Here is a 23,198-nt window from a genome sequence, read left to right as displayed (position 1 = left end):
TCGAATTGTCACCGGGTGAGGGGTCCGGCGGCTTTGGCGTGTATCCGCACGGCGGGCTCCGCGAGGTAGCTGAGCGGCACCTCCAGGAGGTCGACGATCTGGACCCGGTCAGGGTCCGCGCCCGCCGCCACGGCACGTGCTGCGGCCTCCCGCCTCACCCTTTCGATCGCCTTTGTCCGGCTTTCACCCGCAGGCATGATCGTATCGACTCTGCCGCTCGCCAGGGCGATGGCGGCGCCGACGGCGTTGGCCACCTCGGCGTGCTCCGGGCGGATGACGCGGCTCACGCCGGGGATCCGCTCGGGCAGCAGGAAAGCGCCGCCACCCACCGCCACCAGGGGACGGCCGGTGCGGCCGAGCGTCATGCGGTCCACGGCGTCAGCGGCCAGCGCGTCGGTGGCGGCGATCGCCCTTTGCAGAGTGTCGCGGAAATCTTCCGATATGTCGCCCAGGTCCCAGGTGACGCCCGGCGGCCGCCGCCCGGCCGCGACCGCCGCGTCCGTGAGCGTCGCCGTGCCGCCGCCGAACACCAGCGCCTCCTCCGCGATCCGGTAGCCCACCGAGTCGGGACCGGCCTTCGCGCCGCGCACGACGGTGCCGCCGCCCAGCGCGATGGCCAGGATGTCCGGCATGCGGAAGTTGGTGAGCACGCCGCCGATCTCCACGGCCGCCGCCGACTCGCGCGGGAACCCTCCGGTCAGCACCCCGAGGTCGGTGGAGGTGCCGCCGACGTCCGCGACGACCGCGTCCGGCACGCCCGACAGGAACGCGGCGCCGCGCAGCGAGTTCGCCGGGCCGGAGCCGATGGTCGACACCGGCAGCCGCGCCGCGTGCTCCAGGGTCATCAGCGTGCCGTCGTTCTGCGCCAGGTAGGGGGTGGCCGCCAGCCCGCGTTCGGCCAGCGCGGCCGTCAGCGCATTCGTGACGTGCCCGGCGACCTCGTACAGGGCGGCGTTGAGCACGGTCGCGTTCTCGCGCTCCAGCAGCCCGAGCGAGCCGATCTCGTGGCTGACCGAGACCGGCAGCCCGTACTCGCTCCTGATCAGCTCCTCGGCGGCCCGCTCGTGGTCGGCCGTGGCCGGGCTGAACACGGCGGTGACCGCCACCGCGTCGGCCTCCACCCCGTCCAGGAAGCGGCGGATCGAGCCGGGGTCGAGCCGGCCGATCTCGCGCCCGTCCACGTAGTGACCGCCGGGCACCACGGCCTCGCCGGCCGAGACGACCTCGCGCAGGCCGTCGGGCCAGTCGGAGAGCGGCGGGACGGCCGTGGTGGCGGGGGCGCCCAGCCGCAGCACGGCCACCCGGCCCAGGTTCCTGCGCTCCAGGATCGCGTTGGTGGCGTGGGTGGTGCCGAGCATCACCCGGCCGATCCGGCCGTGGGCGTGCGGGCCCAGCTCGTCCAGCACCGCGTCCAGCGCGGCGCGCAGCCCTTCGGTGACGTCCCGGCTGGTCGGCCGCTTGGCCTTGGCGATCACCCGGTCGCCGGAGTCGAGCACCACCGCGTCGGTGTTGGTGCCGCCGACGTCGATGCCGATCCGCAGGTCCGGCTCAGCCATGCGCCAGCTCCTCCACGGGAACGTAGTCCAGGTCGTAGCCGAACGCCCGCGGCCCGGCCGTGTCCAGCCCCTTCCGGGTGCGCCACAGCGGGTCGCACGGCCAGGCGAGCACGGTGACCCGCTGGCCGTAACGCAGGCCCTCGGTCTGGATCGCGGCCGCGGTCTCGGTGTCGACCACCGTGATCAGATCCGGCACCATCGCCCTGACCTGGTTGTCCTCGACGGCGACCAGGTTCTCGTTCTGCAGCTCCAGGACGAGCGTGCGGCCGCGGTCGTCGCCGGTGCCCTCGATCGTGGCGGTGCCCCTGACGAACCCGCCGGTGGTGCGCCGCTCCACGTCGTTCAGCTTGCCGGTGATCAGCCTGACCGCGCCCAGCTCGGCGGCCAGGGCGGTCAGCGGGTCCGTCGCGTCCTCGGTGGCCCAGCCGATCTCCAGCGCGCGCGTGACCGTGCCCTCGACGACCGCGCCCCGCGCCCGCCCGGCGGTGAGTACGTAGTCGGCCATCAGCGCCGAGGAGCCCGCGGCCACGCAGACCGCCCGCGCCAGCCGCTCCGACCACAGGCCGTCCACCGGCCGGATCGTCACCACGTTGCCCGCCACGTCCGACATGATCACCAGGTCGGCGGGCAGCCCCGCGACGTACATGGAGACCATCTGGACCTCGGGGAACGCCCGGCCCATGCCGTCGGCGTCGAGCAGCGGCAGCCCGAGCTGGGCGGCCCAGGCCACCGGCGCGACCCCGTTGGAGCCGCCGATCTCCGACGACATCACGGCCGCGGGCGGCCTGCCGAAGAGCCGTTCGACCTCCTCGGCGATGCGCTTCGGCTCGTCCTCGCCGTGGATCATCTCGTGGCTCACGGTCGGCGCCCCGATCCCGGACAGCGGCACCACCAGCGCGTCGGGGGGTAACTCGGCCAGCCGCACGAGCGGCACCGGCCCGTACGCCCTGATGGCCCGTACGGCGGCCAGCGAGCCGGCGCGCACGTCACCGCCGCCGCCGGTGCCGAGCACGGCGCATCCCCGCGCCAGGGCCGGAATGTCAGTTTCGCGGATGCTCATATGGGGCCCCAACCAAGCACATACACCGGCATTGCGCCAGTCACGCTCTCGCATCGGGCCCTTCACTGGTAGACCTGAGAACAGGTTCCCGGCCGGAGGAGGGCAGGATGCGGATCTCGGTGGCGGCCGACAGCCTGGACGGGGTCGCGGAGCGGCTGGTGGCCGTTTTGCGGCGGCGCGGCCACGAGGTGGTCACGCACGGCGCGCTCAACGGCGACGAGCGCGACGGCTGGGCCTGGGCGTCCGAGGCGGCGGCCCGCGACGTCGCCGAGGGCCGCGCCGACCAGGCGGTGGTGTGCTGCTGGACCGGCACCGGCGCGTCCATCGCGGCCAACAAGGTGCCCGGCGTCAGGGCCGCGCTCTGCGTCGACTCCTACACGGCCGACGGCGCCCGCAAGTGGAACGACGCCAACGTGCTCGCCCTCAGCCTCCGCCTCACCTCGGACGTCCTCCTCGACGAGATCCTCGACGCCTGGCTGCGCGGCACCCCGAGCACCGACGAAACCGACCAGGCCAACGTCGCCCACCTCGACCACATCTGACCCCCTCACCCCCGGACGGCGGCGCCCCGCAAAACGTCGGTGCCGCGCGAACCACCCCAAAATCACCCCACCGAACCCGGACGGTGAGGGCCGCAAAACGTCGGTGCCGCGCTTTAGGGTGCAGGGCATGACAGACGTCCTGCTGCGCGGCGGCCGGCCCTGGGGGGTCGGCGGCCCCGCCGACGTCCTCGTCCGCGACGGCGTGATCGAGGTCGTCGCGCCGTCCGTCGACGCCCCCGGCGCGCGGGTCGTCGACGTCGCGGGGCAGCTCGTGCTGCCCGGCCTGGTCGACGCCCACTGCCATCTCGACAAGACCCTCTACGGCGGCCCCTGGGTGCCCCACTCGGCCGATGACACCCTCGCCGGCCGCATCGGCAACGACCTGGCCCGCCGCGGCGAGCTGGGCGTCCCGAGCGTGCCGCGCATGGTGTCCCTGCTGCGGGCGATGAGCTCGTACGGCACCACCAGCGTGCGCAGCCACACCGACATCGACCCGCAGACCGGGTTGCGCGGCGTGGAGGCGGTCAGGGAGGCGGCCGCGCAGGTGCCGGTCGACGTGACCCAGGTGGCGTTCCCGCAACACGGCCTGCTCACCAACCCCGGCACCGCCGAGCTGCTGGAGGAGGCGCTCAAGAGCGGCGTGGAGGCGGTCGGCGGCCTCGACCCGGCGGGCATCGACCGCGACCCGGTGCGCCACCTCGACCTGATCTTCGGCCTGGCCGACCGCTACGGCGCCCACGTCGACATCCACCTGCACGACGGCGGCTCGCTGGGCGCGTGGGAGGTGGAGCTGATCACCGAGCGCACCCGCGTGCTCGGCCTGGCGGGCCGGGTCACGATCAGCCACGCGTACGCGCTCGGCCAGGTCGACGCCGCCCAGGCGGGCAAGCTGGCGGAGGGACTCGCCGGGGCGGGCGTGGCGGTCTGCACCGCCGCCGTCTACAGCTTCCCGGTGCCGCCGGTCAAGACGCTGCGGGCGGCCGGCGTCACGGTGGCGTGCGGCCACGACGGCATCCGCGACCTGTGGGGCCCGTTCGGCAGCGGCGACATGCTGGAGCGGGCCATGCATCTGGCCTACCGCAGCACGTTCCGCCGTGACGACGACATCGAGCTGGCCCTGGAGGCCGCCACCCACGGCGGCGCCCGCGCGCTCGGCCTGCGCCGCTACGGGCTCGCGCCGGGCGATCGGGCCGACCTCGTCGTGGTCGGGGCGAGCACCCCGGCCGAGGCCGTGGTCGTTCGCCCCGGGCGCACTCTTGTCATGAAAGACGGCATCGTCCTGCACAATTGACCGGCGGGACCATCGAAAGGCAGGGCAAGTGCTCTCTATTCACCAGCGGATCGCCGAAGAGCTCGGGGTGCGCGAGGGGCAGGTGCGGTCCGCGGTAGAGCTGCTCGACGGCGGCTCGACCGTGCCGTTCATCGCGCGCTACCGCAAGGAGGTCACCGGCGCGCTCGACGACGCCCAGCTGCGCACGCTCGAAGAGCGGCTGCGCTACCTCCGTGAGCTCGACGAGCGGCGGGCCGCGATCCTGGAGTCGATCGAGTCTCAGGGCAAGCTCGACGACGAGCTGCGCGCCCAGATCTCGGCGGCCGAGACCAAGGCCCGCCTCGAAGACATCTACCTGCCCTACAAGCCGAAGCGGCGCACCAAAGCGCAGATCGCCCGTGAGCTGGGGCTGGAGCCGCTGGCCGACCAGCTGCTCGGCGACCCGTCGCTCGACCCCGCCGCGACGGCCGCGGGCTTCGTCACCGAGGGCGTGGCCGACGCCGGGGCGGCGCTGGAGGGCGCCAGGGCGATCCTCATCGAGCGGTTCGCCGAGGACGCCGACCTGATCGGCGCGCTGCGCGAGCAGCTGTGGGAGCGGGGCAGGCTGACCTCCAGGGTGCGCGACGGCAAGGAGGAGGCGGGCGCCAAGTTCTCCGACTACTTCGACTTCGCCGAGCCGTTCACCAAGCTTCCCTCCCACCGCGTCCTCGCCATCTTCCGCGGCGAGAAGGAGGAGGTCCTCACCGTCGCGCTGGAGCCCGAGGAGACCGCCGCCTACGAGCTGCGGGTCGCCGCCCGCTACGGGATCTCCGACCGGGGCAGGCCCGCCGACGGGTGGCTGTGGGAGACGGTCCGCTGGGCGTGGCGCACCCGCATCCTCGTCCACCTGGGCATCGACCTGCGGATGCGGCTGTGGCAGGCGGCGGAGGACGAAGCGGTGCGGGTGTTCGCGACCAACCTGCGTGACCTGCTGCTCGCCGCGCCCGCCGGCAGCCGCCCCACCATGGGCCTCGACCCCGGCCTGCGCACCGGCGTCAAGGTGGCCGTGGTCGACGCCACCGGCAAGGTCGTCGAGACCGCGACCGTCTACCCCCACGAGCCCAAGCGGCAGTGGGACCAGTCGCTGGCCGTGCTGGGCGCGCTGGCGCAGCGCCACGGCGTCGAGCTGATCGCCATCGGCAACGGCACCGCCTCCCGCGAGACCGACAAGCTGGCCGGCGAGCTGGTCAAGCTCATGCCGTCGATGACCAAGGTGGTGGTGTCGGAGGCGGGCGCGTCCGTCTACTCCGCGTCCGCCTACGCCTCGCAGGAGCTGCCCGAGCTCGACGTGTCGCTGCGCGGCGCGGTGTCGATCGCCCGCCGCCTGCAGGACCCGCTGGCCGAGCTGGTCAAGATCGACCCGAAGTCCATCGGCGTCGGCCAGTACCAGCACGACCTCGCCGAGTCCAAGCTGTCCCGGTCGCTCGACGCGGTGGTCGAAGACTGCGTCAACGGCGTGGGCGTCGACGTCAACACCGCCTCCGCGCCGCTGCTGACCCGCGTGTCGGGCATCGGCGCCACGCTCGCCGAGAGCATCGTCCGCCACCGCGACGCCAACGGCCCGTTCCGCGGCCGCACGGCGCTGAAGGACGTGCCGCGGCTGGGGCCGAAGGCGTTCGAGCAGTGCGCGGGCTTCCTGCGCATCCAGGACGGCGACGACCCGCTCGACGCCTCCAGCGTGCACCCCGAGTCCTATCCCGTGGTCCGCCGCATCCTCGACGCGGTCGGCACCGACCTCAAGTCGCTGATCGGCAACACGGCCACGCTGCGGTCCCTCGACCCGCCGAAGTTCACCGACGACACGTTCGGCCTGCCGACGGTCACCGACATCCTGCGCGAGCTGGAGAAGCCCGGCCGCGACCCTCGGCCCGCCTTCCGCACGGCGGCCTTCAAGGAGGGCGTGGAGAAGCTGTCCGACCTGGAGCCGGGGATGATCCTGGAGGGCGTGGTCACCAACGTGGCCGCGTTCGGCGCCTTCGTCGACGTCGGCGTCCACCAGGACGGCCTGGTCCACGTGTCGGCCATGTCGCGCACCTTCGTCAAGGACCCGCGCGACGTCGCCAAGCCGGGCGACATCGTGCGCGTCAAGGTGCTGGACGTCGACATCCCGCGCAAGCGCATCTCCCTCACGCTCCGCCTCGACGACGACGCCGCCCAGCCGGCGGCCTCCGGCGGCCGGGGCGAAGGCAGAGGCGGCGGCCCCCGCCGCGACGGCGCGCGCGGCGACGGCGCTCGCGGCGACGGTGCTCGCGGCGACGGTGCTCGCGGTAACGCCGCCCGGGGAGACGGCTCTCGCGGCAACGGCACCCGCGGCGACGGAGCCCGCAGCGGGGCCGCCCGAGGAGACGGGTCTCGCGGTAACGGCACCCGGGGCGACGGTGCTCGCGGAGACGCCCGCCGCGACGCCAAGGGCGACCGGCGCGGCGGAGGCGAGGGCAACCAGCGCGGCAACGCCCAGCGCGACCGCCGCGGCCAGTCCCAGCGCCGCGCCGAGCCCACGGGCGCCATGGCCGAGGCCCTCCGCAAGGCCGGCCTCACCGGCAACGACAAGTAACCACCCGGCCTCCCGGACACCCGGTCCGGGAGGCCGGAGGTGTGGTCAATCCCGCCTACGTCGGACGCCGTGACCATCGTCGCCAAGTGCACGCGCGCGTCATGGCAGTCCACAACCCCAACCCCAAGCCCGGTCAGTACAGCGTGCCGGCCCCCCAAAACCTGATCGGCACTACACGGCCTAGTCCTGTCGCACATCCTCAAGATCGCCCATGGGCGCAGGTCCGCTGACCGGCTTTCCAGACGCCGCGCTCCGCCCGGATGAGGAGACGTTCTCCGTCTCCACGTACCGCTTGTGAGGATCCGGCGGCTAAGAGAGAGGACGTTCTCGGTTCCCGCGTACCCGCGCCGAAGGATTCGGCGGCTCAGGGATGGGACGTTGTGCCGCCCGTGAGGACCGGGCGACTCCAGAAGAGGACGTTCTCCGTTCCCCCGCCGCGCGGGATGATCAGCCAGCCCGGGAAGAGGACGTTCTCGCTTTCCACGTACCGCCCGTGAGGATCCAGCGGCTCAGGAAGACGACGTTCTAGATTCCCCCGTGCTCGCGCACAGGGATTCGGCGGCTCAGGGAGGGGACATTGTGCCGCGCGTGAGGATCCTGCGACTCCAGAAAGAGGACGTTCTCCATTCCTCTGCCGCGCGGGAGGGTCAGGCTGCCCGACCTCTCGGTTCTCGCGTGACGCGCGGTGGGACTGTGGATGGACATCGCCAGGGACGAGCGGCGACCCGGACCGGCGGTGACGGCTGTCATGACCGGTGGGACGATACGGTCGGAAGGTGACCACGTACGACCGCGCGATCGAGCAGGCCCGTGACCTCCTCCGGTGGCGTTCGCCGCTGCGCACCGAGCTCTGGGCGGCCCGCCTGGTGTCCGAGGGCGACCCTGACCTGCTGGGCGAACTGGCCGGTTCCGAGCGTCCCGAGGCGAGACTCGCGATAGCGGCCCTGGCCACGCTCGAACTCCCGGACGACCTCACCACGACCGCCCGCGCGACGCCGTACGACACCGAGGCCGTCCAGGAGACACCGACCTCGGACGAAGAACGCGACGATCTCACCGCCGCCCGGGAGGACGAAGAACCCGACGATCTCACGGCGACCGTCCCACGGACACCTCCCCCGTACGGTGTCGATCTCGCCGTGGCAGGGCGGGAGGCGTTGGAGTGGTTGCCCAGGTGGGCGGCCCGGATGGGGGAGGTGGTGTGCGAGGGGGCGTGGTACGGCAGGGGCGATCGGCACGGCGAGCAGGTGCTGGCCGCGCTCGCGTTCCGTTACGCCGACGGCCGGGAGCCGCATCTGCTGGTGGTGGGCATCGACCAGGCGCACGGCGGGCTGGCGGTGGACGCGGTGGTGGAGGAGCCGAAGTTCCTCGACGACCTCGACCTGGCGCGGGCGCCGGCGGACGTCGTGGCGGGGCGGGTGCTGGACGCGTTCGAGGTGACCGACCTGCTCATGGGCGCGGAGGTGGCCGACACCCTGCCCGCCGTCCGCCCGCTGGCGCTGGCACGCGCCCGGTCCGTCCCCGATCCGGTACGTCACGCGCCCGACGAGACGTTCACCGCTTTCGACGCCCTGCCCGACACGCTCGGGGCGGACGAGGCGTTCGGCGCGCTGGCCGAGTTCCTGGGCGCGCGGCCGCTGTGGTGGAGCCCGGCCAGGGTGTCGGCGTTCCTCACCTCGTGGCTGCCCCGCGAGGCGATCCTGAGCGACGCGGCGATCGCCGCGATGCCGGAGGTCCTGCGGGCCTGGACCCGCCACCTGGGCGACCACGAGGAGATCCACGACCGGATCGCCGCGGAGGCCCCCCGGTTGCCCGCGCTGATGGCCGACGAGTCGCTCGCCGGCCTCGCCAAGCGCATCGCCGCGAGCCGGACGGAGGAGCCGGGGGCCGATCCACCGGCGGGAGGCGGCTATGGTGTGCAGTGACGTTCACGCTGCCCCCGCCCGGGCGTTGAGAGGGAGATCTACACGATGTACAAGGAGTTCGCTGCCGAGGCGGTCGTCTGGCTCGTGCCGGTCGTGGTTCTCATCGGCCTGGCCCTGCTGGTCACCTCCTGACAGCCAGGGGCGTTTCGCCCCTGGCCCTCACCCTCAACGCGCGCAGGTCGAAGCGGATCTCTCCGTCGAGCCAGCGTCTCCAGAGCCTCGACAGCGTCGTGGCGCGATTTCCGGCATGGCGTCTGCGCACTGGTGCCCCCATGACTGACCGGCCGCCGCCTCCCCCTGTTGAAAGCGGCATCCTGATTAACCACCAGATCGGGAGCAAGGTCAACGTCCACATTTGCCGATATTTCGGCTCATGATGCCCAGGCGAGCAGCGGTCCGCCTTCCCGCAGGCGTTTGAACGCCTGCTTCTCCAACTGCCGGATGCGCTCCCTGGTCAGCCCCATCTGCGCGGCGATCTCCGTATAAGTCATGATCTCGCGCCCGGCCAGCCCGAACCGCAGCCTGATGATGTACGCCTCGCGCGGCGGCAGCGACGTGACGAGCCGGTTCAGCTCGGCGCCGAGCGCGCGGCGTTCGGTGAGCTCCTGCACCTCCAGGCCGTCCTCGTCGGCGATCAGGTCGCCGATCCTGCCCTCGCCCCGGTCTCCGACGGGCATGTCCAGGCTGACCGTCTCCTGGGCCAGCATCCGTAACCTGGCCACCTGCCGTATCGAGCGTCCGGCGGCCTCGGCCAGCTCGTCGAGGCCCGGGTCGCGGCCGAGCTCGACGGCGAGCCGCCGCTCCACCGTGAGCAGCCGCGCGAGCTCCTCGGCCACGTGGATCGGCAGCCGGACCGTACGGCTCTTGTCGTGGATGCCGCGCTCGATGGCCTGCCGGATCCACCACATGCCGTAGGTGGAGAACTTGTATCCGCGCCGGTAGTCGAACTTCTCCACGGCCCTCATGAGCCCGAGGTTGCCCTCCTGGACGACGTCCGTCATGGGCAGCCCGCGATGGGCGAACTTGCGCGCCGCGGCCACGACGAGCCGCAGGTTGGACCTGATGAGCAGCTCCTTGGCACGCTCGCCGTCGCGGCGGACGTCTTCGAGCTCCGGGGAGCCCGCGCCCCGGCCGATCAGGTGACCCGCGTACAGGCCCGCCTCGATCCGTTTGGCCAGGTCGACCTCGTCCGCGGCGGAGAGCAGGGGGATCACGCCGATCTGCTGCAGGTAGAGGCCGAGCAGATCGGGCTCTTCAGCCGACATGCCAGGCGACTACCCGGTAAAGGGCGGCGAATTCCCCTCTTCGCTCAGCTCGGCGATGGCCAGCTCGGCGGTCGTCCTGATGTCGAAGAACTTGTCGAGCGCGGTGATCGCGAACAGGTGCTTGCACCGGCCGTTGAGCCCGGACAGCAGCAGCTTGCCGCCGGAGGCGGTGACGGCCTTGTGCAGGTAGACCAGCACGGACAGGCCGGAGGAGTCGCAGACGCTGACCGCCTGCATGTCGATCACGAGCATCGGCGGTTGGGTGAGGTCGAGAGCCTTGGTGACTCGGTCGCGTACTTCAGCGGCGGAGCCGAAGTCGAAGTCGCCCGTCAGCCTCGCGATGACGCACGGCCCCTGGAGACCGAGACTGATCGACAAGGCTTGGTCCGAAGTCACCCAGCTCCACCTACCTGCGTTGCGTCTGACTTCCCCTTACTTTACGAGAAGTATCGACGGGGGTTGAACACCAGCATCTGCTCGATCTGCCCATCCGTCACGCCTGCCTCACGCAGAGCGGGCAGCACATCATCGTGAATGTGGTCATAGCGCCAGTTGGGAGCGATGACGCCGACCATGTCCCACTCGTTGGGGAAGTAGTCCATGAAGCAGGACGCGTCGTGGCTGAGCACCATGCGGTCGGTGTAGCCGCGCTCGCACAGCGCCGCGATCGTGGCCACGCGCTGCGGCGTCGGGTTGTAGAGGTCGAGCCCGAACCGGTCCATGCCGAGCGTCGCCCCGGTGTCGGCGAGCCGCCGCAAGTAGTCCAGATCGTTACTGTCGCCGGCGTGGCCGACCACCACCTTGGTCAGGTCCACCCCCTCCTTGGCGAACAGGTCGAGCGCGACGATCCCGCTCTGGGCGGGCGAGTTGGTGTGCACGGTGATCGGCGCCCCGGTGCGCACGTGCGCCTGGGCGACGGCGCGGCAGATGCGCTCCACGCCGGGGGTGAGCCCCTTCTCGTCGACCACGCACTTGAGGAAGGCCGCCTTGACCCCGGTGTCGGCGATCCCCTCGGTGAGGTCGCGGACGAAGTCGTCGATCATCGGGTCGGGCATGTCGAGGAGGAGCCCCGGGCCGCGGTGCTCGTACTGGTGAGGCAGCTCCTCGAAGCTGTAGATGCCGGTGGCGACGACGATGTTGAGGTCCGGAACCCCGGCGGCGACCCGCTGGATGCGGGGGATGTAGCGGCCGAGCCCCCACACGGTCGGGTCGACGATCGTCCGCACCCCCTTGGCCGCCACCGCGTTCAGCTTGGTGATCGCGTCGGCGACCCTGACCTCCTCGTCCCACCAGGCGCCCCTGCCATAGTTCTCCAGGTGCTCGGCGGCGGCCACGAAGATGTGTTCGTGCATGAGGGTCTGGCCGAGTTCGGCGACGTCGACCGGGCCTCGGACGGTGCTGACGACGGGCATGGCCACCTCCGTGCCGGCGGATCTTCCCGCGCCACCGTAAGCGGCCCCTGACTCCCCGTCAACCGCCGCCCAGCCGGGGGAAGAGCGGCGCCGGCCGCGGCAGCCGCCCGTCCTCCTCGCGCACCGCCGCGGCCACCCGGCGCGCCGCCGTGGGCAAGAAGGGCTCCAGCTGTACGGCGAGCTCACGGCAGGCGTGCACCAGCGTCGCCAGGGAGGTGTCGCGCCCGCCGGGATCCTGCTTCCACGGCCGCGTCCGCTCCACGTACTGGTTGGCCTCCTCGACGATCGCCTGCACGGCGGCCGCCGCCCGCCGGAAGTCGAACGCCTCCAGCGCCTCGTGCACCCGCTCCCCCGCGCGGCCGGCCGCCTCCAGCGGCTCCGGCCGGGCGTCGGGCACCCGCCCGTCGCGGAACCTGTGCACCATCGTGACGACCCGGTTGACCAGGTTGCCGGCGCCGTTGGCGAGGTCCTCGTCGGCGCGCGCGATCAGCCGCTCCTCGGTGAAGTCGGCGTCGCCGACGCGCGGCACCTCGCGCAGCAGCCACCACCGCACCGCGTCCACCCCGTACGCGGCCGACAGCGCCACCGGGTCGGCCGTCGCGCCCCCGGACTTGCTGATCTTGCGCCCGCCCGCGGTGACGTAGTCGTGCACGAAGATCCGCGTGGGCAGCGGCAGCCCGGCCGAGAGCAGCATGGCCGGCCAGTACACGGCGTGGAAGCGGATCACGCCCTTGCCCATGAGGTGGAGCTTGCGGGGCTCGCGCTCCCACCAGCGTCCGTAGTCGTCGCCGTCCAGCGCGGTGATGTAGTTGGCCAGCGCGTCCCACCACACGTACACCACCTGGCCGGGGTCGCCGGGCACCGGGATGCCCCAGCCGCGCGAGCGCTCCGCCGACCGCGAGACGCTGATGTCCTCCAGGCCGGACTCCAGGAACGCCAGCACCTCGTTCCTGCGGCTGACCGGCTCGATCGCCGGGGTGCCGCTCCTGATCAGGTCCAGCAGCGGTTCGCGGTAGCGGGACAGCCGGAAGAACCAGTTCTCCTCCGACACCCGCCGCAGCGGTTCCGGGTGCCCCTCAGCGCAGGGTTCCTCCGGGTAGAACGCCTCGCAGCCGACGCAGTAGAGCCCTTCGTAGTGCCTGCGGTAGAGGTCGTGCGCGGTCGCCCGCCACAGGCGCTCCACCCCGGCCCGGTGTCCCGGGTGGGAGCTGGTGCGGACGAACGCGTCGAACGACAGGTCCAGCGGCCCGCGCAGGCCCTCGAACGCGGCGGCGTTGCGGTCGACCAGCTCGCGCACCGGCACGCCCGCCGCCTCCGCCGCCAGCACGTTCTTCAGCGAGTTGTCGTCGGTGCCGGTCTGGAACCGCACCGGCTCGCCGCGCCGCCGATGGTGGCGGGCCAGCACGTCGGCCTGCACGATCTCCAGCGCGAACCCGAGATGCGGGCGGGCGTTCACATAGGGAATGGTCGTCGTGATGTACATCGGGTGCCTCCCGGGGACCCCTGACACGACGAGAGGCCCCGCTCGCAGGGCCTCGTGAAGGACGTCGTCCGGTGAACCCCGCTAGAGGGCCGTCATCACCGCGAACGCCGTCATGCCTCCCATCGTACCGATCGGCCCCACGCGTCTCCCGCCATTTTTTGCGTACGAGGAAGCAGGCGTACGAGGAAGCGGGCGGCTCAGGCCCGGCGGCGGCGCAGGGCCCACAGTGCCGTGCCGACGGCGAACATGACCAGCCCGGCCACCACCGACGCCACCGGCAGGGTGGCGGCGAGCAGGAGGCAGAGCGCCAGCCCGAGCACCGGCACCGCCTTCGGCGGCGCGCCCTCGTCGGGGCGCAGGGTCAGGGCGGCGGCGTTCGCGATCGCGTAGTAGACGAGCACCCCGAAGGACGAGAACCCGATCGCCTCCCGCAGGTCGGCGACGAGCACGAGCACCACCACGGCCGCACCCACCGCCAGTTCGGCCCGGCGCGGCGCCTGGTGGACGGGGTCGACGGCGGCGAGAGCGCCGGGCAGGTCGCGCCCGCGGGCCATGGCGAGCACCGTGCGCGAGACGCCGAGCAGCAGCGCGAGCAGCGCGCCGAGCGCCGCCACCGCCGCGCCGGCCCGCACCACCGGCTCCAGCCACAGCGCACCGGCCATCTTCACCACGTCCACCAGCGGCTCGGCGGACTGGGCGAGCATCCCCGGCCCGAGCGTGTCCAGCGCGGCCACGGCGACCAGCGCGTACACCACCAGCGTGAGGCCGAGCGCGACGCCGATGGCGCGCGGGATCGTCCGGCCGGGGTCGCGGACCTCCTCCCCCAGCGTGGCGATGCGGGCATACCCGGCGAACGCGAAGAACAGCAGACCGGCCCCCTGGAGCACGCCCCACCCGGTCACCTCGGGATCGAGGAACATGCGGAGGCCCGGCGGCTGGTCGTACGCGGGAGCGGCGAGCAGGTCCGGCAGGAACGCCGCCGCCACGACGGCGGCCAGCACCAGCAGCACGAACCCGACCATGATCCGCGCCGCGCCCGCCGACCGCCGCACCCCGAACAGGTTGAGCGCCGTCAGCACGACGACCGCGCCGACGGCCAGCGGCCTGGCCAGGCCGGGCGCGGCGTACGCGCCGAAGGTCAGCGCCATGGCCGCGCAGGAGGCCGTCTTGCCGACGGTGAACCCCCAGCCCGCGAGGTAGCCCCAGAAGGGTCCCAGCCTGCGCCGCCCGTACACGTAGGTCCCGCCCGACTCCGGGTGGCGGGCCGCCAGGCGGGCGGAGGAGGTGGCGTTGCAGTAGGCCACGACGGCGGCCAGCCCGAGCGCGGCGAGCAGCCACGACCCGGCGGCCCCGGCCGCCGGCGCGAACACGGCGAACACCCCGGCCCCGACCATCGCGCTCAATCCCACGACGACCGCGTCACCGGTGCCCAGTCGCCTGGCCAGCCCTTCGCCCACGCACCCCTCCCTCACCGTCCGGCGCACTCTGCCGCATCGGACCGGCGCGATCAACCCACGGCGGGAGAACAGCGGCTGAACAGCGTGCTATTCGGCGGGTCTCGGGCCAGGCACGACCAGCACCGGCCGGCCCGCGTGGTGCAGCACCCGGTCCGAGGTGCTGCCGAGCAGCAGCGACCTCACCCCGCCGAGCCCGCGCGTGCCGGTCACGATCAGCTCGGCGTCGAGCTCGTCGGCCACGTCCACGATGGTCGCCCACACGGCCGGCGCGTCCGGCTCACAGCGCGGCCGTGCCTCCAGCCCCGCCGCGCGCGCCCGCTCGGTCCCCTGTCCGGCCAGCTCGGTCATGGCCCGCTGGATCGCCTCCTCCTCGGCGGGCGAGGTGTCCACGACCATCACCAGGCCGGCGGAGGCCCGCGCGGTGGTCATCGCCAGCCGCTCCCACACGGTCAGCACCACGGCGTCCCGGCCGGGGAACATCTTCCCGCAGAACTCGATGGCCGCCTTGGCGTCGTCGGATCCGTCGTACGCGATCAGAATCGTCATGCCCGTCCTCTACCGAAAGGCGGGGCGATTACGCCAGGGCCGGGGCCGTCGAGCGGCGGGCGGGCCGCCCCGGCATCGACAGGCCGGCCAGCGCCAGCACGCCCAGCTCGGTGATCACCACGGTGCGCTGGATCAGCCCGGCGGGGAAGTCCTCGTTCTCCAGCGGGATGCCGAACATCCGCACCGCGTACGGGATCACGACCATCACCAGCGCGCCCAGGGCCACCATGCTGAGCACCCGCACCCATCCGGCGTACCGGATCCGCGCCCTGGCCAGCAGCAGTCCGGCCAGCGGCATCACCAGGAACGCGACGAAGGCGGCATAGCGGTGGACGGCCCCCGAGAAGGACAGCGGCAGCCCGGGCGCGTCGGTCGGGAAGGCGCCGACCAGGAACATGCTCGCTCCCCACACGGCCAGCAGCGCCACCACCCACCGGTCCGCGCCGGACCGGCGCAGCGCCTCGGCGATCAGGGCCGCGCCCGCCGCGAAGAGAGTCAGCGACAGCGGCAGCAGCCAGCCGGCCGCCTGGAAGGCGTACTCGCTGATGACGGTGTGCATCGGGTCGAGCCCCGCCTCGGCGTGCAGGGCGACCATGGTGCCGGTGCCGGTGCCGATGGCCGTGAATCCGCTGGCAAGCAATCCCTTCATGCTTCCAACGTCGTGGCACGCGGCCTCGCGGAGTATCGGAGAAGAGCCCCAGCGCTCCCTGGTCGATCCCTTAGTACTTAGGTCGGATCATCCCCTAAGACCCTCCCCTGACCTGCGCGGACTCGACCCTGGGTAGGGCTGGCCCGATCAGGGAGGGTGGGGCGGGCGTCAGCGCGGCGCGTCGAAGTAGACGCGGACGACGGTCGCTCCCGCGCGGGTGTGGACCCGGACCAGATCGCTGAGCAGGTTGACGATGAGCAGCCCGCGCGAGCCCGCCACCTGCGGGTCGACCGGCCTGCGCCCGGCCAGCGGGTCGGCGATGTGGCCGGCGTCGCTGACCTCGCAGACCAGGCGGCCGCCCTCGCGCCACACCCGGATGAGGCCGGCGCCGCCGCCGTGGTCGAGGCTGTTGGCGCCCAGCTCGGCGACCACCAGGCGGACGTCGTCGAGCCGGTGGCCGCCGAACCCCATCTCGGCCGCCGCGGTGGCGGCGAGGCCGCGGGCGGCGGCCAGGTTGTCGTGGTCGAAGCGGAGCGAGACGAAGTCGTCGGGGTCGGCGAGCGGCCGGTTGTGGCCGTCGACGACGAGCCGGGGGGCGTAGCTGCCGCTCGGCCGCTCGCCGGCGGCGTCGAGCAGCACCGGGTGGGTGAGCTCCGCCTCGCGGAGCACCTCGGCGGTGAGCCCCTCGGCGTCGTACGGGCACAGGATCGTGACGTCGCGGCCCTCGAACGCGAAGTTGATCAGCGCCTCGTGCTGGGCGCACGCGGGGTATTCGGTGTCGGTGCGGTCGGGCCAGATCGGCTCGCCGACGATGCGGACGTGGGCGTCGCGGTGGCGGTCGGCGAAGTCGAGCAGCACGCCGGGGATGATGCGGCCGGGGTTGCGGCCCTCCCGGTTCATGTCGAGCATGAGGACGCGGGCGGCGTCGGCGCCCAGCTCCCGCTCCAGCAGCTCCAGCTTGGGACCGGGCACCGCCACGGCGACGGGCTCACCGGCCGCCAGGCCCTCGCGCACGAAGGCCGTGACGGCAGCCGTGTATTCCCGGTCGCCTCTGTAGAAGAGGGCCGGATGTGAGAAGGAGAAGGACTCGGCCAGCATCGTGATTCAAGCTACCCGGAATTGACGACTTCAAGGCACCTCGTTGGGGGTACCCCCTCAGTGTGAAGAGATACCGGGTCGTCCGGCGACCCCGCCTGCCGCGTCCAGCGTTCTCCCTGGATCTGCGCACCCCATCCGGCCGTCAACTCCCGTTCTAGGTTTCCGATCCCTATGCTCGGAGTATGTCGGAATTGCGGATGCGCGCCTCGGACGCGGACCGGGAGCGCATCACCCAGCAGCTGCAGCAGGCGTTCACCGAGGGTCGGCTCGACCAGTTCGAGCTGGAGGAACGCCTGGAGAGGGCGTTGAGCGCCAAGGTCTACGGAGATCTGGTCGCCCTGGTCGACGACCTGCCCGCGGCTGCGGCCGGGCCGGCGCGCGACGAGGTGACCCTGGAGAGCACGCACGACAGCATCCGGCGCACCGGCGACTGGGCGGTCCCGCGACGGCTGCGGATCGCCTCCAAGCACGGCGCCGTCCACCTCGACTTCACCGAGGCCGTGGTTCCGCACCGGGTGGTCGAGGTCGCGTTCGACCTGAAGTACGGAGCGGCCAAGATCGTGCTGCCGCCGGGCGCGTCGGCGGACATCGACGGGTTCCGCAGCGACTGGGGCAGCACGAGCGTCGCGGACGTGCCGGGCCGCCAGCAGCCCGGCGCCCTTCACCTGGTGATCGTCGGGCAGAGCAAGTACGGCGGCCTGACCGTACGCTATCCGCGCAAGCGCTGGTTCACCCAGTCGTGAAAGGCGGAGATGTGGTGCTCGCTCGGCACCAGCACGCCGCCTGACCGGTAGGCCCGCGAGTACATCCCGGGCTGGGTCCGCTCGCAGGCGTCGAAGTCCTGCTCGTTGACCCGGTGGAACAGCTCGACCGACAGCGACAGGTCGGCTCCCGAGGCGACCACGTCGGGGTGGTAGAGCCAGTCGCACTCCACGACCGTGCGGTCGACGGCCATCGGGAACATCCGGTGCACGATGACGTGGTCGGGCACGAGGTTGACGAACACCTGCGGCTTGACGGTGATCGCGTAGTAGCGCCGGTCCTGCTCGGCGGAGACGTCGGGCAGCTTGCCGAAGCCGGGGCTGCCGTCGACGGTGAAGCCCTGCACGCGCTCGGCGAACTCGGCGCCGTGGCCCACGTAGTACTGGGCGGCGTATCCGCCGGCGAACTCCGGCAGCACGGCCGTGAGCTCGGGGTGGATGGTCGCGCAGTGGTAGCACTCCATGAAGTTCTCGACGATCAGCTTCCAGTTGGCCCGCACGTCGTAGCGGATGCGGCGGCCGAGGGCGAGCTTGTCGGTCTGGTAGTGCTCGATGGCGGCCGGGTCGCCGAGCCGTTCCGTGGCCGCGTGCATGACCGTGTCCTCGAACGAGGGCGGCTGGTCGGCGAGGCAGACCCAGGCGTAGCCGAGCCACTCGCGCAGGGCCACCGGGACCAGGCCGTACTCGACGCGGTCCACGTCGGGCATCTTGACCAGGTTGGGCGCGGCGGCCAGGCGGCCGTCGAGGTCGTAGGCCCAGGCGTGGTAGGGGCACTTGAGCGTGCGCTTGACCTCACCCGTCTCCTCCACGCAGAGCCGGGCGCCGCGGTGCCTGCAGACGTTCAGGAACGCGCGCAGCTCCCCGTCCCGGCCCCGGACCACGATCACGCTCTCCCTGCCGACCTGGACGGTCTTGAACGCCCCGGGTCTGGCGAGTTCGTCCGACCGGAGCGCGCAGAACCACAGGACCTCGAAGATCCTGGCCTGTTCCGCCACGAACAGCGCCGGGTCGGTGTAGGAGCGTCCGGGCAGCGTGGAGATCAGACTCGATGTGCTGGTCAAGGGACACTCCTTGTTGCGTAATACGCACCGAGTTGCTCTATATGCGACATATTCGGGTCGGCCTCGGGGCGTGTCAAGAGGCATCCGGGGCGGCGCGCGCCGGGGCTGGTCAGGGCGTTCCACCCCGGCTGGCCACCTGCAGTCACCGTGGTCGTTAGCGCGGTCGTTAGCGCGGTCGTTAGCGCGGTGCAAGCGACCGTCAAGAACGCGCTTCTACTGTCCGTTCGTCCCTGAACCTACGAAAGGCACAACCATGACACCCCCTCGCCGTCGCCTGGCCCTCGCGGTCGCGACGTTCGCGTTCGCAGGTATGACGATCACCGGCTGCGGCGCCCTGAGCCAGGCGGTCGACTGCAACACCGCCGCCGCGGAAGTCACCACGATCATGAACGAGTTCAACACCACGGCCGCGTCGGCCGCGACGGACCCGAAGGCGCTGGAGACCGCGGGCAAGGAGGCCGGCGCCAAGGTGAAGACGCTGGCCGGCAACTACGACGGGGAGGTCGGCGCCGCGCTCAACGACCTCGCCACCGGCCTGGAAGGCATCAAGATCGACGGCTCCGACCCGGCGGGCTCGATGGAGTCGGTCAGCAAGCTGCAGGGCTTCATCACCAAGATCCAGCAGGCCTGCAGCTAATCAGAGAACGGTTCCGGGGGCAGTCGCCGACCGCCCCCGGTCGCGTCACGTAGGGGTGGCCGCGTTGGGGGAGGCGAGCCGGGCGGCTATCGCCCGCTCCCAGGACCCGAGGAAGTCCGCGTAGCCGTCGGCGAACCCGCGCAGCTCGCGGGCCCCCTGCGGGGACAGCGCCGTCAGCTCGTACGTGACCTCGACCGTCGTGCCGCCGTGACCGTCGTCGACGGCGGTGACCGTCACCGTGCCGGCCCGCGAGCCGGGGGTCACCCTCGCGTAGCTGATGCGGTGGCCCTCCTGCCGGTCGGCCACCACCCAGATCGTGCGCTCGCCGTGGGAGTCGGTCTCGAAGACGGTGCCGGGCCGCGAGTCGTCGGGGGCGGGGACGGGGAAGCGGGGCCGCCAGCCCTTGATCCACTCCTCCTCGCCCCGCGGGGTGAACAGGCGCAGCGCCTCCGGCGGCGGCAGCGGGACCGGCACGTGCCCGGTCAGCGTGCAGTGCCCGTCGCTCACCGGTCGACCAGCTTGTGGGCGTCGTCGGCGGTGAGCGTCAGACCGTAGACGGACTTGAGCTGGGCGATCTTGCCGAGGGTCTCGTCGGAGAACGGCGCGCGGCCTTCGAAGGCGTGCAGCGTGATGCCCTCGACCAGGTCGCCGAGTGACATGTCGAGATATTCGGCCAGCCCCTTGAGGACCTTCAACAGGTTCTTCTCCACTCTCAGGCCGGTCTGCGTCCGCTCGGTTGGTACCACGGTAACAAGATAACACCCTCAGGCGCGGCCGGCCGCTTCCGCGTACGCCCGGTCGAATCCGGCGAGCACCGTGGGCCAGGAGCCCGCCGCGGGCGGGTTGGCCCGGTTGTGGCGGGTGATCCGCTCCCGCAGCCCGCGGTCCTCGCAGAGCCGCGCCACGGCCTCGGCCACCGCGCCGGGATCGCGGCCGAGCAGGCCCTCCGTGCCGTGCTCGACGAAGTCGGCCACCCCGCTCTGCGTCCGCGCGACCACCGGCAGCCCGGCGGTCCTGGCCTCCAGCGCGGCGATGCCGAACGACTCGCGCGGCGCCGGCGCCACGAACACGTCGGCCGACTCCAGCACCTTCGCGATGCGCTCCCTGCTGTAGCGGCCGGGCAGCGACACCCACCCGCTCATGCCGTGCCTGGCCAGATAGCGCTCCATGGCCGGCCTGGCCGGGCCGTCGCCGACCACCGTGGCGCGCAGCGGGATCGCCGCGGGCACCCGCGCCCTCGCCTTCTCCAGGATCCGCAGCAGGCCCACCGGCTGCTTGCGCGGGGCCAGCCGGCCGACCGCCACCACGTGAACCTCGTCACGCGGCTCGGGCCCGCCGCCTCCGGGGAAGAGCCGCCAGCCGGACAGGTCGAGGCCGTTGGACACCACCCGCACCGGCACCCCAGGCCCGGCCACCCGGCGGATCGGCACCGCCGCCGCGTTGCTGACCGTGGTGGCCACCAGTCCCCACCGCTGCCACCCGTACAGGAGCCCCAGGAGGCGGTAGAGCGCCCGCGTGACGGGGTCCCACATGCTGTGGACGGTCACCACGCACGGCAGCCCGCGGCGCACCGCGGCGCGCACCCCCATCCACGCGAACGGCGAGACCGCCCCCATGTGCACGTGCACCACGTCGGGCCTGGACAGCGCCAGCCGTCTGGTGAGATGGCTCACCCCGCGCGGGTGGACCGGCAGGTCGAACGGCATCCTGGCGGCGACGCGGTGCACCCCGTCGAGCGGCTCCCCCCGGGTGGCGGTGGCCACCTCGACGGCGTGGCCGGACTCGCGCTGCATCCGCACGAGATCGGCGACCTGCACCTCGATGCCCCCGAGCCGCGGGAGGTAACAGTCGCTCACGTGAAAGATCCGCACCTCTCCCAGACTAATCTGGGGCCTGTGCCTCCACGTACCGCAGTCTTCTTCCACGCCCACCCCGACGACGAGGCCCTGCTGACGGCGGGCACGATGGCGATGCTGGCGGCCGAGGGGCACCGCGTGGTGCTCGTGGTGGCCACCGCCGGCGAGCGCGGCCTGGCCGACATGGATCCCGGCGAGGCGCTCGGCGAGACCCGGATGAAAGAGCTCTACCAGTCGGCCGCGGTGCTCGGCTGCGCCCGCGTGGAGTGCCTGGGCTACGGCGACTCGGGGCTGAGTCCGCAGGGCGGCGTCGCCGACGAGCGCCCCGACAACGCGTTCATCGACGCCGACACCGAGAAGGCCGCCGGCGCGCTCGCCGCGATCCTCCGCGAGGAGGAGGCCGACCTGCTCACCATCTACGACCCCGCCGGCGGCTACGGCCACCCCGACCACGTGCAGGTCCACCGGGTGGGCAGGCGGGCGGCGGAGATCGCCGGCACGCCGATCGTCCTGGAGGCCACGGTCAACCGCGACCCGCTGCTGCGGCTGCTGCGGATGGCGGGCAAGGTCTACCGGTTCCCGCCGGAGTTCGACGTGCGCACCTTCGAGAGCGCCTACTCGGCGGGCGACACCATCACCCACCGGGTCAACGTGCGCCGCTACGCGCGGCAGAAGCGGGCCGCGATGGCCGCGCACGTGTCGCAGGCCTCCGGCGGCGACAGCGACCGCACGCTCGCCGTGATGCTCAAGGTGCCGGGCCCGCTCTACCGCCTGGTCTTCGGCACCGAGTGGTACGTCCGGCGCGACCTGCCGCCGGGCACCCGGGTGCGTCATCCCTTCGACCCGGGGCCGAAATAGTCCCCCAGATGGACCCGGCCACGCCGCGCAGCCGCCAGACTGGGAGCCGATGAAGAACAAGTGGCTGCAGATCACGCTGTCCGCCCTCTCGCTGGGCCTGGCAGTGGTGCTCGTGGTCTACCTGCCGCAGATCGTGCACACCCTGACCGGCAAGCACGTCTCGTGGCGGGAGATCTGGGCCGTCTTCGGCTCGCTCGGCGCCGGCACCATCGCGCTGATGACCGGGCTGTGGCTGCTCAGCCTGCTGGCGTACACGTTCGTGCTGACGGGATCCCTGCCGGGGCTGGGGCGCCTGCAGGCGCTCACGCTCAACGCGGCGGGCAGCGCGGTGAGCAACCTGCTGCCGTTCGGCGGCGCCGCCGGGGTCGCGCTGACCTTCGCGATGGCCAGGGGGTGGGGCTTCCACAGCCGCTCGATCGTGGTCATGACGCTGGTCAGCGGCGTGTGGAACACCCTGTTCAGGTTCGTCCTGCCGGCCGTCGGCATCATCGCCCTGCTGATCGCGGGCCGGGTGCCCAACCCGACGGTGGCCAACGCGGGCTGGGCGGGCGCGGTGTCGATCCTGGTCCTCGTCACGGTGGTGGCCGTGGCGCTCTACTGGGACCGCGCCGCGGCCGTGCTGGGCCGGGGCCTCGACTCCCTCGTACGGCTGATCCGGCTGCGGGTGCGGCCGTCGGAGGCGTTCCACCGGCTGCGGGCCGACACCGCGGACGTCATCAGGACCCGGTGGCCGCCGTTGACCGCGGGCATGGTCGCGTTCCTGGTCCTGCAGGGGGCGATCATGGTGGCCTGCCTCGTCGCCGCCGGCGCCTATCCGGGCCCGGCCGAGTCGATCGCGGTCTTCGCGCTGTCGCGGGTGCTGACGACCGCGCTGATCACCCCCAGCGGGGCGGGCATCATGGAGGCGGGCGTGGTGGTGCTGCTCACCAGCGCGTTCGGGGTGCCGCTCGCTCCCGCGACGGCCGCCGCACTGCTTTTCGGCTTCTGGACTTACACTATCGAGATCCCGTTCGGTGGCCTCGCGCTCGGGGCGTGGGCGCTTCTGCGTAGGCGCGACAGGCGTGGCGCCGCCGCGGAGCCCCCGTCCACGATCTCGAAGGCCCCCAGGTGACGATCAGAAACATAACGCTCGATTATCAACCCCGGGCCTTGTGCGTGATTCGGAAGCC

General features: G+C 72.3%; 22 protein-coding genes. 8 read left to right on the top strand and 14 right to left on the bottom strand.

The features are described from left to right. Positions 1–8: 8 nt before the first annotated feature. Together AB0K05_RS22575 and AB0K05_RS22570 are read right to left on the bottom strand one after the other, a co-directional pair. Positions 9–1,556 (bottom strand): hydantoinase/oxoprolinase family protein, encoded by a 1,548-nt coding sequence (locus AB0K05_RS22575; protein ID WP_364231327.1) that lies wholly within the window; start codon positions 1,554–1,556, stop codon positions 9–11. Next, entirely contained in the window at positions 1,549–2,616 is a 1,068-nt protein-coding gene (locus AB0K05_RS22570) for a DUF917 domain-containing protein (protein WP_364231325.1), read from the bottom strand. Before AB0K05_RS22570 ends, AB0K05_RS22575 begins: the two co-directional genes overlap by 8 nt. Before the next feature lie 107 nt (positions 2,617–2,723). On the opposite strand from AB0K05_RS22570, the gene AB0K05_RS22565 reads away from it, so the two are divergent. From AB0K05_RS22565 to AB0K05_RS22550, 4 genes are all read left to right on the top strand, one after another. Further along, positions 2,724–3,158 (top strand): RpiB/LacA/LacB family sugar-phosphate isomerase, encoded by a 435-nt coding sequence (locus AB0K05_RS22565; protein ID WP_364231322.1) that lies wholly within the window; start codon positions 2,724–2,726, stop codon positions 3,156–3,158. Between the two features lie 127 nt (positions 3,159–3,285). Beyond that, complete coding sequence (locus tag AB0K05_RS22560) at positions 3,286–4,449, top strand: amidohydrolase (RefSeq protein WP_271278601.1); 1,164 nt, start codon at positions 3,286–3,288, stop codon at positions 4,447–4,449. 28 nt (positions 4,450–4,477) lie between these two features. After that, entirely contained in the window at positions 4,478–7,021 is a 2,544-nt protein-coding gene (locus AB0K05_RS22555; RefSeq protein ID WP_364231320.1) for a Tex-like N-terminal domain-containing protein, read from the top strand. Positions 7,022–7,797: 776 nt separating this feature from the next. Continuing rightward, positions 7,798–8,946 (top strand): hypothetical protein, encoded by a 1,149-nt coding sequence (locus tag AB0K05_RS22550; protein WP_364231318.1) that lies wholly within the window; start codon positions 7,798–7,800, stop codon positions 8,944–8,946. A gap of 371 nt (positions 8,947–9,317) precedes the next feature. Here AB0K05_RS22550 and AB0K05_RS22545 read toward each other — a convergent pair whose 3' ends face one another. From AB0K05_RS22545 to AB0K05_RS22510, 8 genes are all read right to left on the bottom strand, one after another. Further along, positions 9,318–10,211 carry a sigma-70 family RNA polymerase sigma factor gene (locus AB0K05_RS22545; RefSeq protein WP_271277627.1) on the bottom strand — a complete coding sequence of 298 codons (894 nt, stop codon included), beginning with the start codon at positions 10,209–10,211 and terminating at the stop codon, positions 9,318–9,320. A gap of 9 nt (positions 10,212–10,220) precedes the next feature. After that, on the bottom strand, positions 10,221–10,607 hold the full coding sequence (locus tag AB0K05_RS22540; RefSeq protein WP_148029683.1) for an STAS domain-containing protein: 387 nt from the start codon (positions 10,605–10,607) through the stop codon (positions 10,221–10,223). Positions 10,608–10,648: 41 nt separating this feature from the next. Continuing rightward, positions 10,649–11,623, bottom strand: coding sequence for a phosphotriesterase (locus AB0K05_RS22535; RefSeq protein ID WP_148029682.1), 975 nt, complete (start codon positions 11,621–11,623; stop codon positions 10,649–10,651). A 58-nt stretch (positions 11,624–11,681) separates the two neighbouring features. Then, positions 11,682–13,106: a methionine--tRNA ligase gene (locus AB0K05_RS22530; protein WP_271277628.1), complete on the bottom strand. Its 1,425-nt coding sequence runs from the start codon at positions 13,104–13,106 to the stop codon at positions 11,682–11,684. Between the two features lie 197 nt (positions 13,107–13,303). Next, complete coding sequence (locus AB0K05_RS22525) at positions 13,304–14,563, bottom strand: APC family permease (RefSeq protein WP_364231314.1); 1,260 nt, start codon at positions 14,561–14,563, stop codon at positions 13,304–13,306. An 87-nt stretch (positions 14,564–14,650) separates the two neighbouring features. Next, positions 14,651–15,109, bottom strand: coding sequence for a universal stress protein (locus tag AB0K05_RS22520; protein WP_271277630.1), 459 nt, complete (start codon positions 15,107–15,109; stop codon positions 14,651–14,653). Positions 15,110–15,137: 28 nt separating this feature from the next. Continuing rightward, positions 15,138–15,758 (bottom strand): DUF998 domain-containing protein, encoded by a 621-nt coding sequence (locus tag AB0K05_RS22515; protein WP_271277631.1) that lies wholly within the window; start codon positions 15,756–15,758, stop codon positions 15,138–15,140. A 168-nt stretch (positions 15,759–15,926) separates the two neighbouring features. After that, on the bottom strand, positions 15,927–16,856 hold the full coding sequence (locus tag AB0K05_RS22510; protein ID WP_364231310.1) for an anti-sigma factor RsbA family regulatory protein: 930 nt from the start codon (positions 16,854–16,856) through the stop codon (positions 15,927–15,929). Positions 16,857–17,038: 182 nt separating this feature from the next. On the opposite strand from AB0K05_RS22510, the gene AB0K05_RS22505 reads away from it, so the two are divergent. Continuing rightward, complete coding sequence (locus AB0K05_RS22505; RefSeq protein WP_246639423.1) at positions 17,039–17,599, top strand: DUF1707 domain-containing protein; 561 nt, start codon at positions 17,039–17,041, stop codon at positions 17,597–17,599. On the opposite strand, the gene AB0K05_RS22500 is transcribed toward AB0K05_RS22505, so the two are convergent. Next, a complete protein-coding gene (locus AB0K05_RS22500; RefSeq protein WP_271277633.1) occupies positions 17,566–18,678 on the bottom strand; it encodes an aromatic ring-hydroxylating dioxygenase subunit alpha in 1,113 nt (370 codons plus the stop codon). The genes AB0K05_RS22505 and AB0K05_RS22500 overlap by 34 nt on opposite strands. A 253-nt stretch (positions 18,679–18,931) precedes the next feature. Here AB0K05_RS22500 and AB0K05_RS22495 point away from each other — a divergent pair, with 253 nt between their 5' ends. Continuing rightward, positions 18,932–19,315 (top strand): hypothetical protein, encoded by a 384-nt coding sequence (locus AB0K05_RS22495; RefSeq protein ID WP_148029677.1) that lies wholly within the window; start codon positions 18,932–18,934, stop codon positions 19,313–19,315. A 45-nt stretch (positions 19,316–19,360) separates the two neighbouring features. On the opposite strand, the gene AB0K05_RS22490 is transcribed toward AB0K05_RS22495, so the two are convergent. The 3 genes from AB0K05_RS22490 to AB0K05_RS22480 are packed head-to-tail and all read right to left on the bottom strand — an operon-like array spanning position 19,361 to position 21,186. After that, the gene (locus tag AB0K05_RS22490; RefSeq protein WP_148029676.1) at positions 19,361–19,822 is read right to left on the bottom strand and encodes an SRPBCC family protein; all 462 of its coding nucleotides are present in this window, start codon (positions 19,820–19,822) and stop codon (positions 19,361–19,363) included. Continuing rightward, positions 19,819–20,061 carry a hypothetical protein gene (locus AB0K05_RS22485; protein WP_148029675.1) on the bottom strand — a complete coding sequence of 81 codons (243 nt, stop codon included), beginning with the start codon at positions 20,059–20,061 and terminating at the stop codon, positions 19,819–19,821. The genes AB0K05_RS22490 and AB0K05_RS22485 overlap by 4 nt, the downstream gene beginning before the upstream one ends. Before the next feature lie 18 nt (positions 20,062–20,079). Further along, the gene (locus AB0K05_RS22480) at positions 20,080–21,186 is read right to left on the bottom strand and encodes a glycosyltransferase family 4 protein (protein ID WP_271277634.1); all 1,107 of its coding nucleotides are present in this window, start codon (positions 21,184–21,186) and stop codon (positions 20,080–20,082) included. 24 nt (positions 21,187–21,210) lie between these two features. Here AB0K05_RS22480 and AB0K05_RS22475 point away from each other — a divergent pair, with 24 nt between their 5' ends. Continuing rightward, entirely contained in the window at positions 21,211–22,029 is an 819-nt protein-coding gene (locus AB0K05_RS22475) for a PIG-L family deacetylase (protein WP_219543831.1), read from the top strand. A 49-nt stretch (positions 22,030–22,078) separates the two neighbouring features. Further along, positions 22,079–23,140, top strand: a complete 1,062-nt coding sequence (locus tag AB0K05_RS22470) for a lysylphosphatidylglycerol synthase domain-containing protein (RefSeq protein ID WP_364231304.1) — start codon at positions 22,079–22,081, stop codon at positions 23,138–23,140. Positions 23,141–23,198 lie beyond the last annotated feature (58 nt).

Origin of the sequence: Nonomuraea sp. NPDC049486, from assembly GCF_040676925.1 — a bacterium.
Taxonomy (GTDB): Bacteria; Actinomycetota; Actinomycetes; order Streptosporangiales; family Streptosporangiaceae; genus Nonomuraea; species Nonomuraea ferruginea.
Note: the sequence above shows the minus strand (reverse complement) of the source record. Positions and strands in the feature narration are given on the sequence as shown.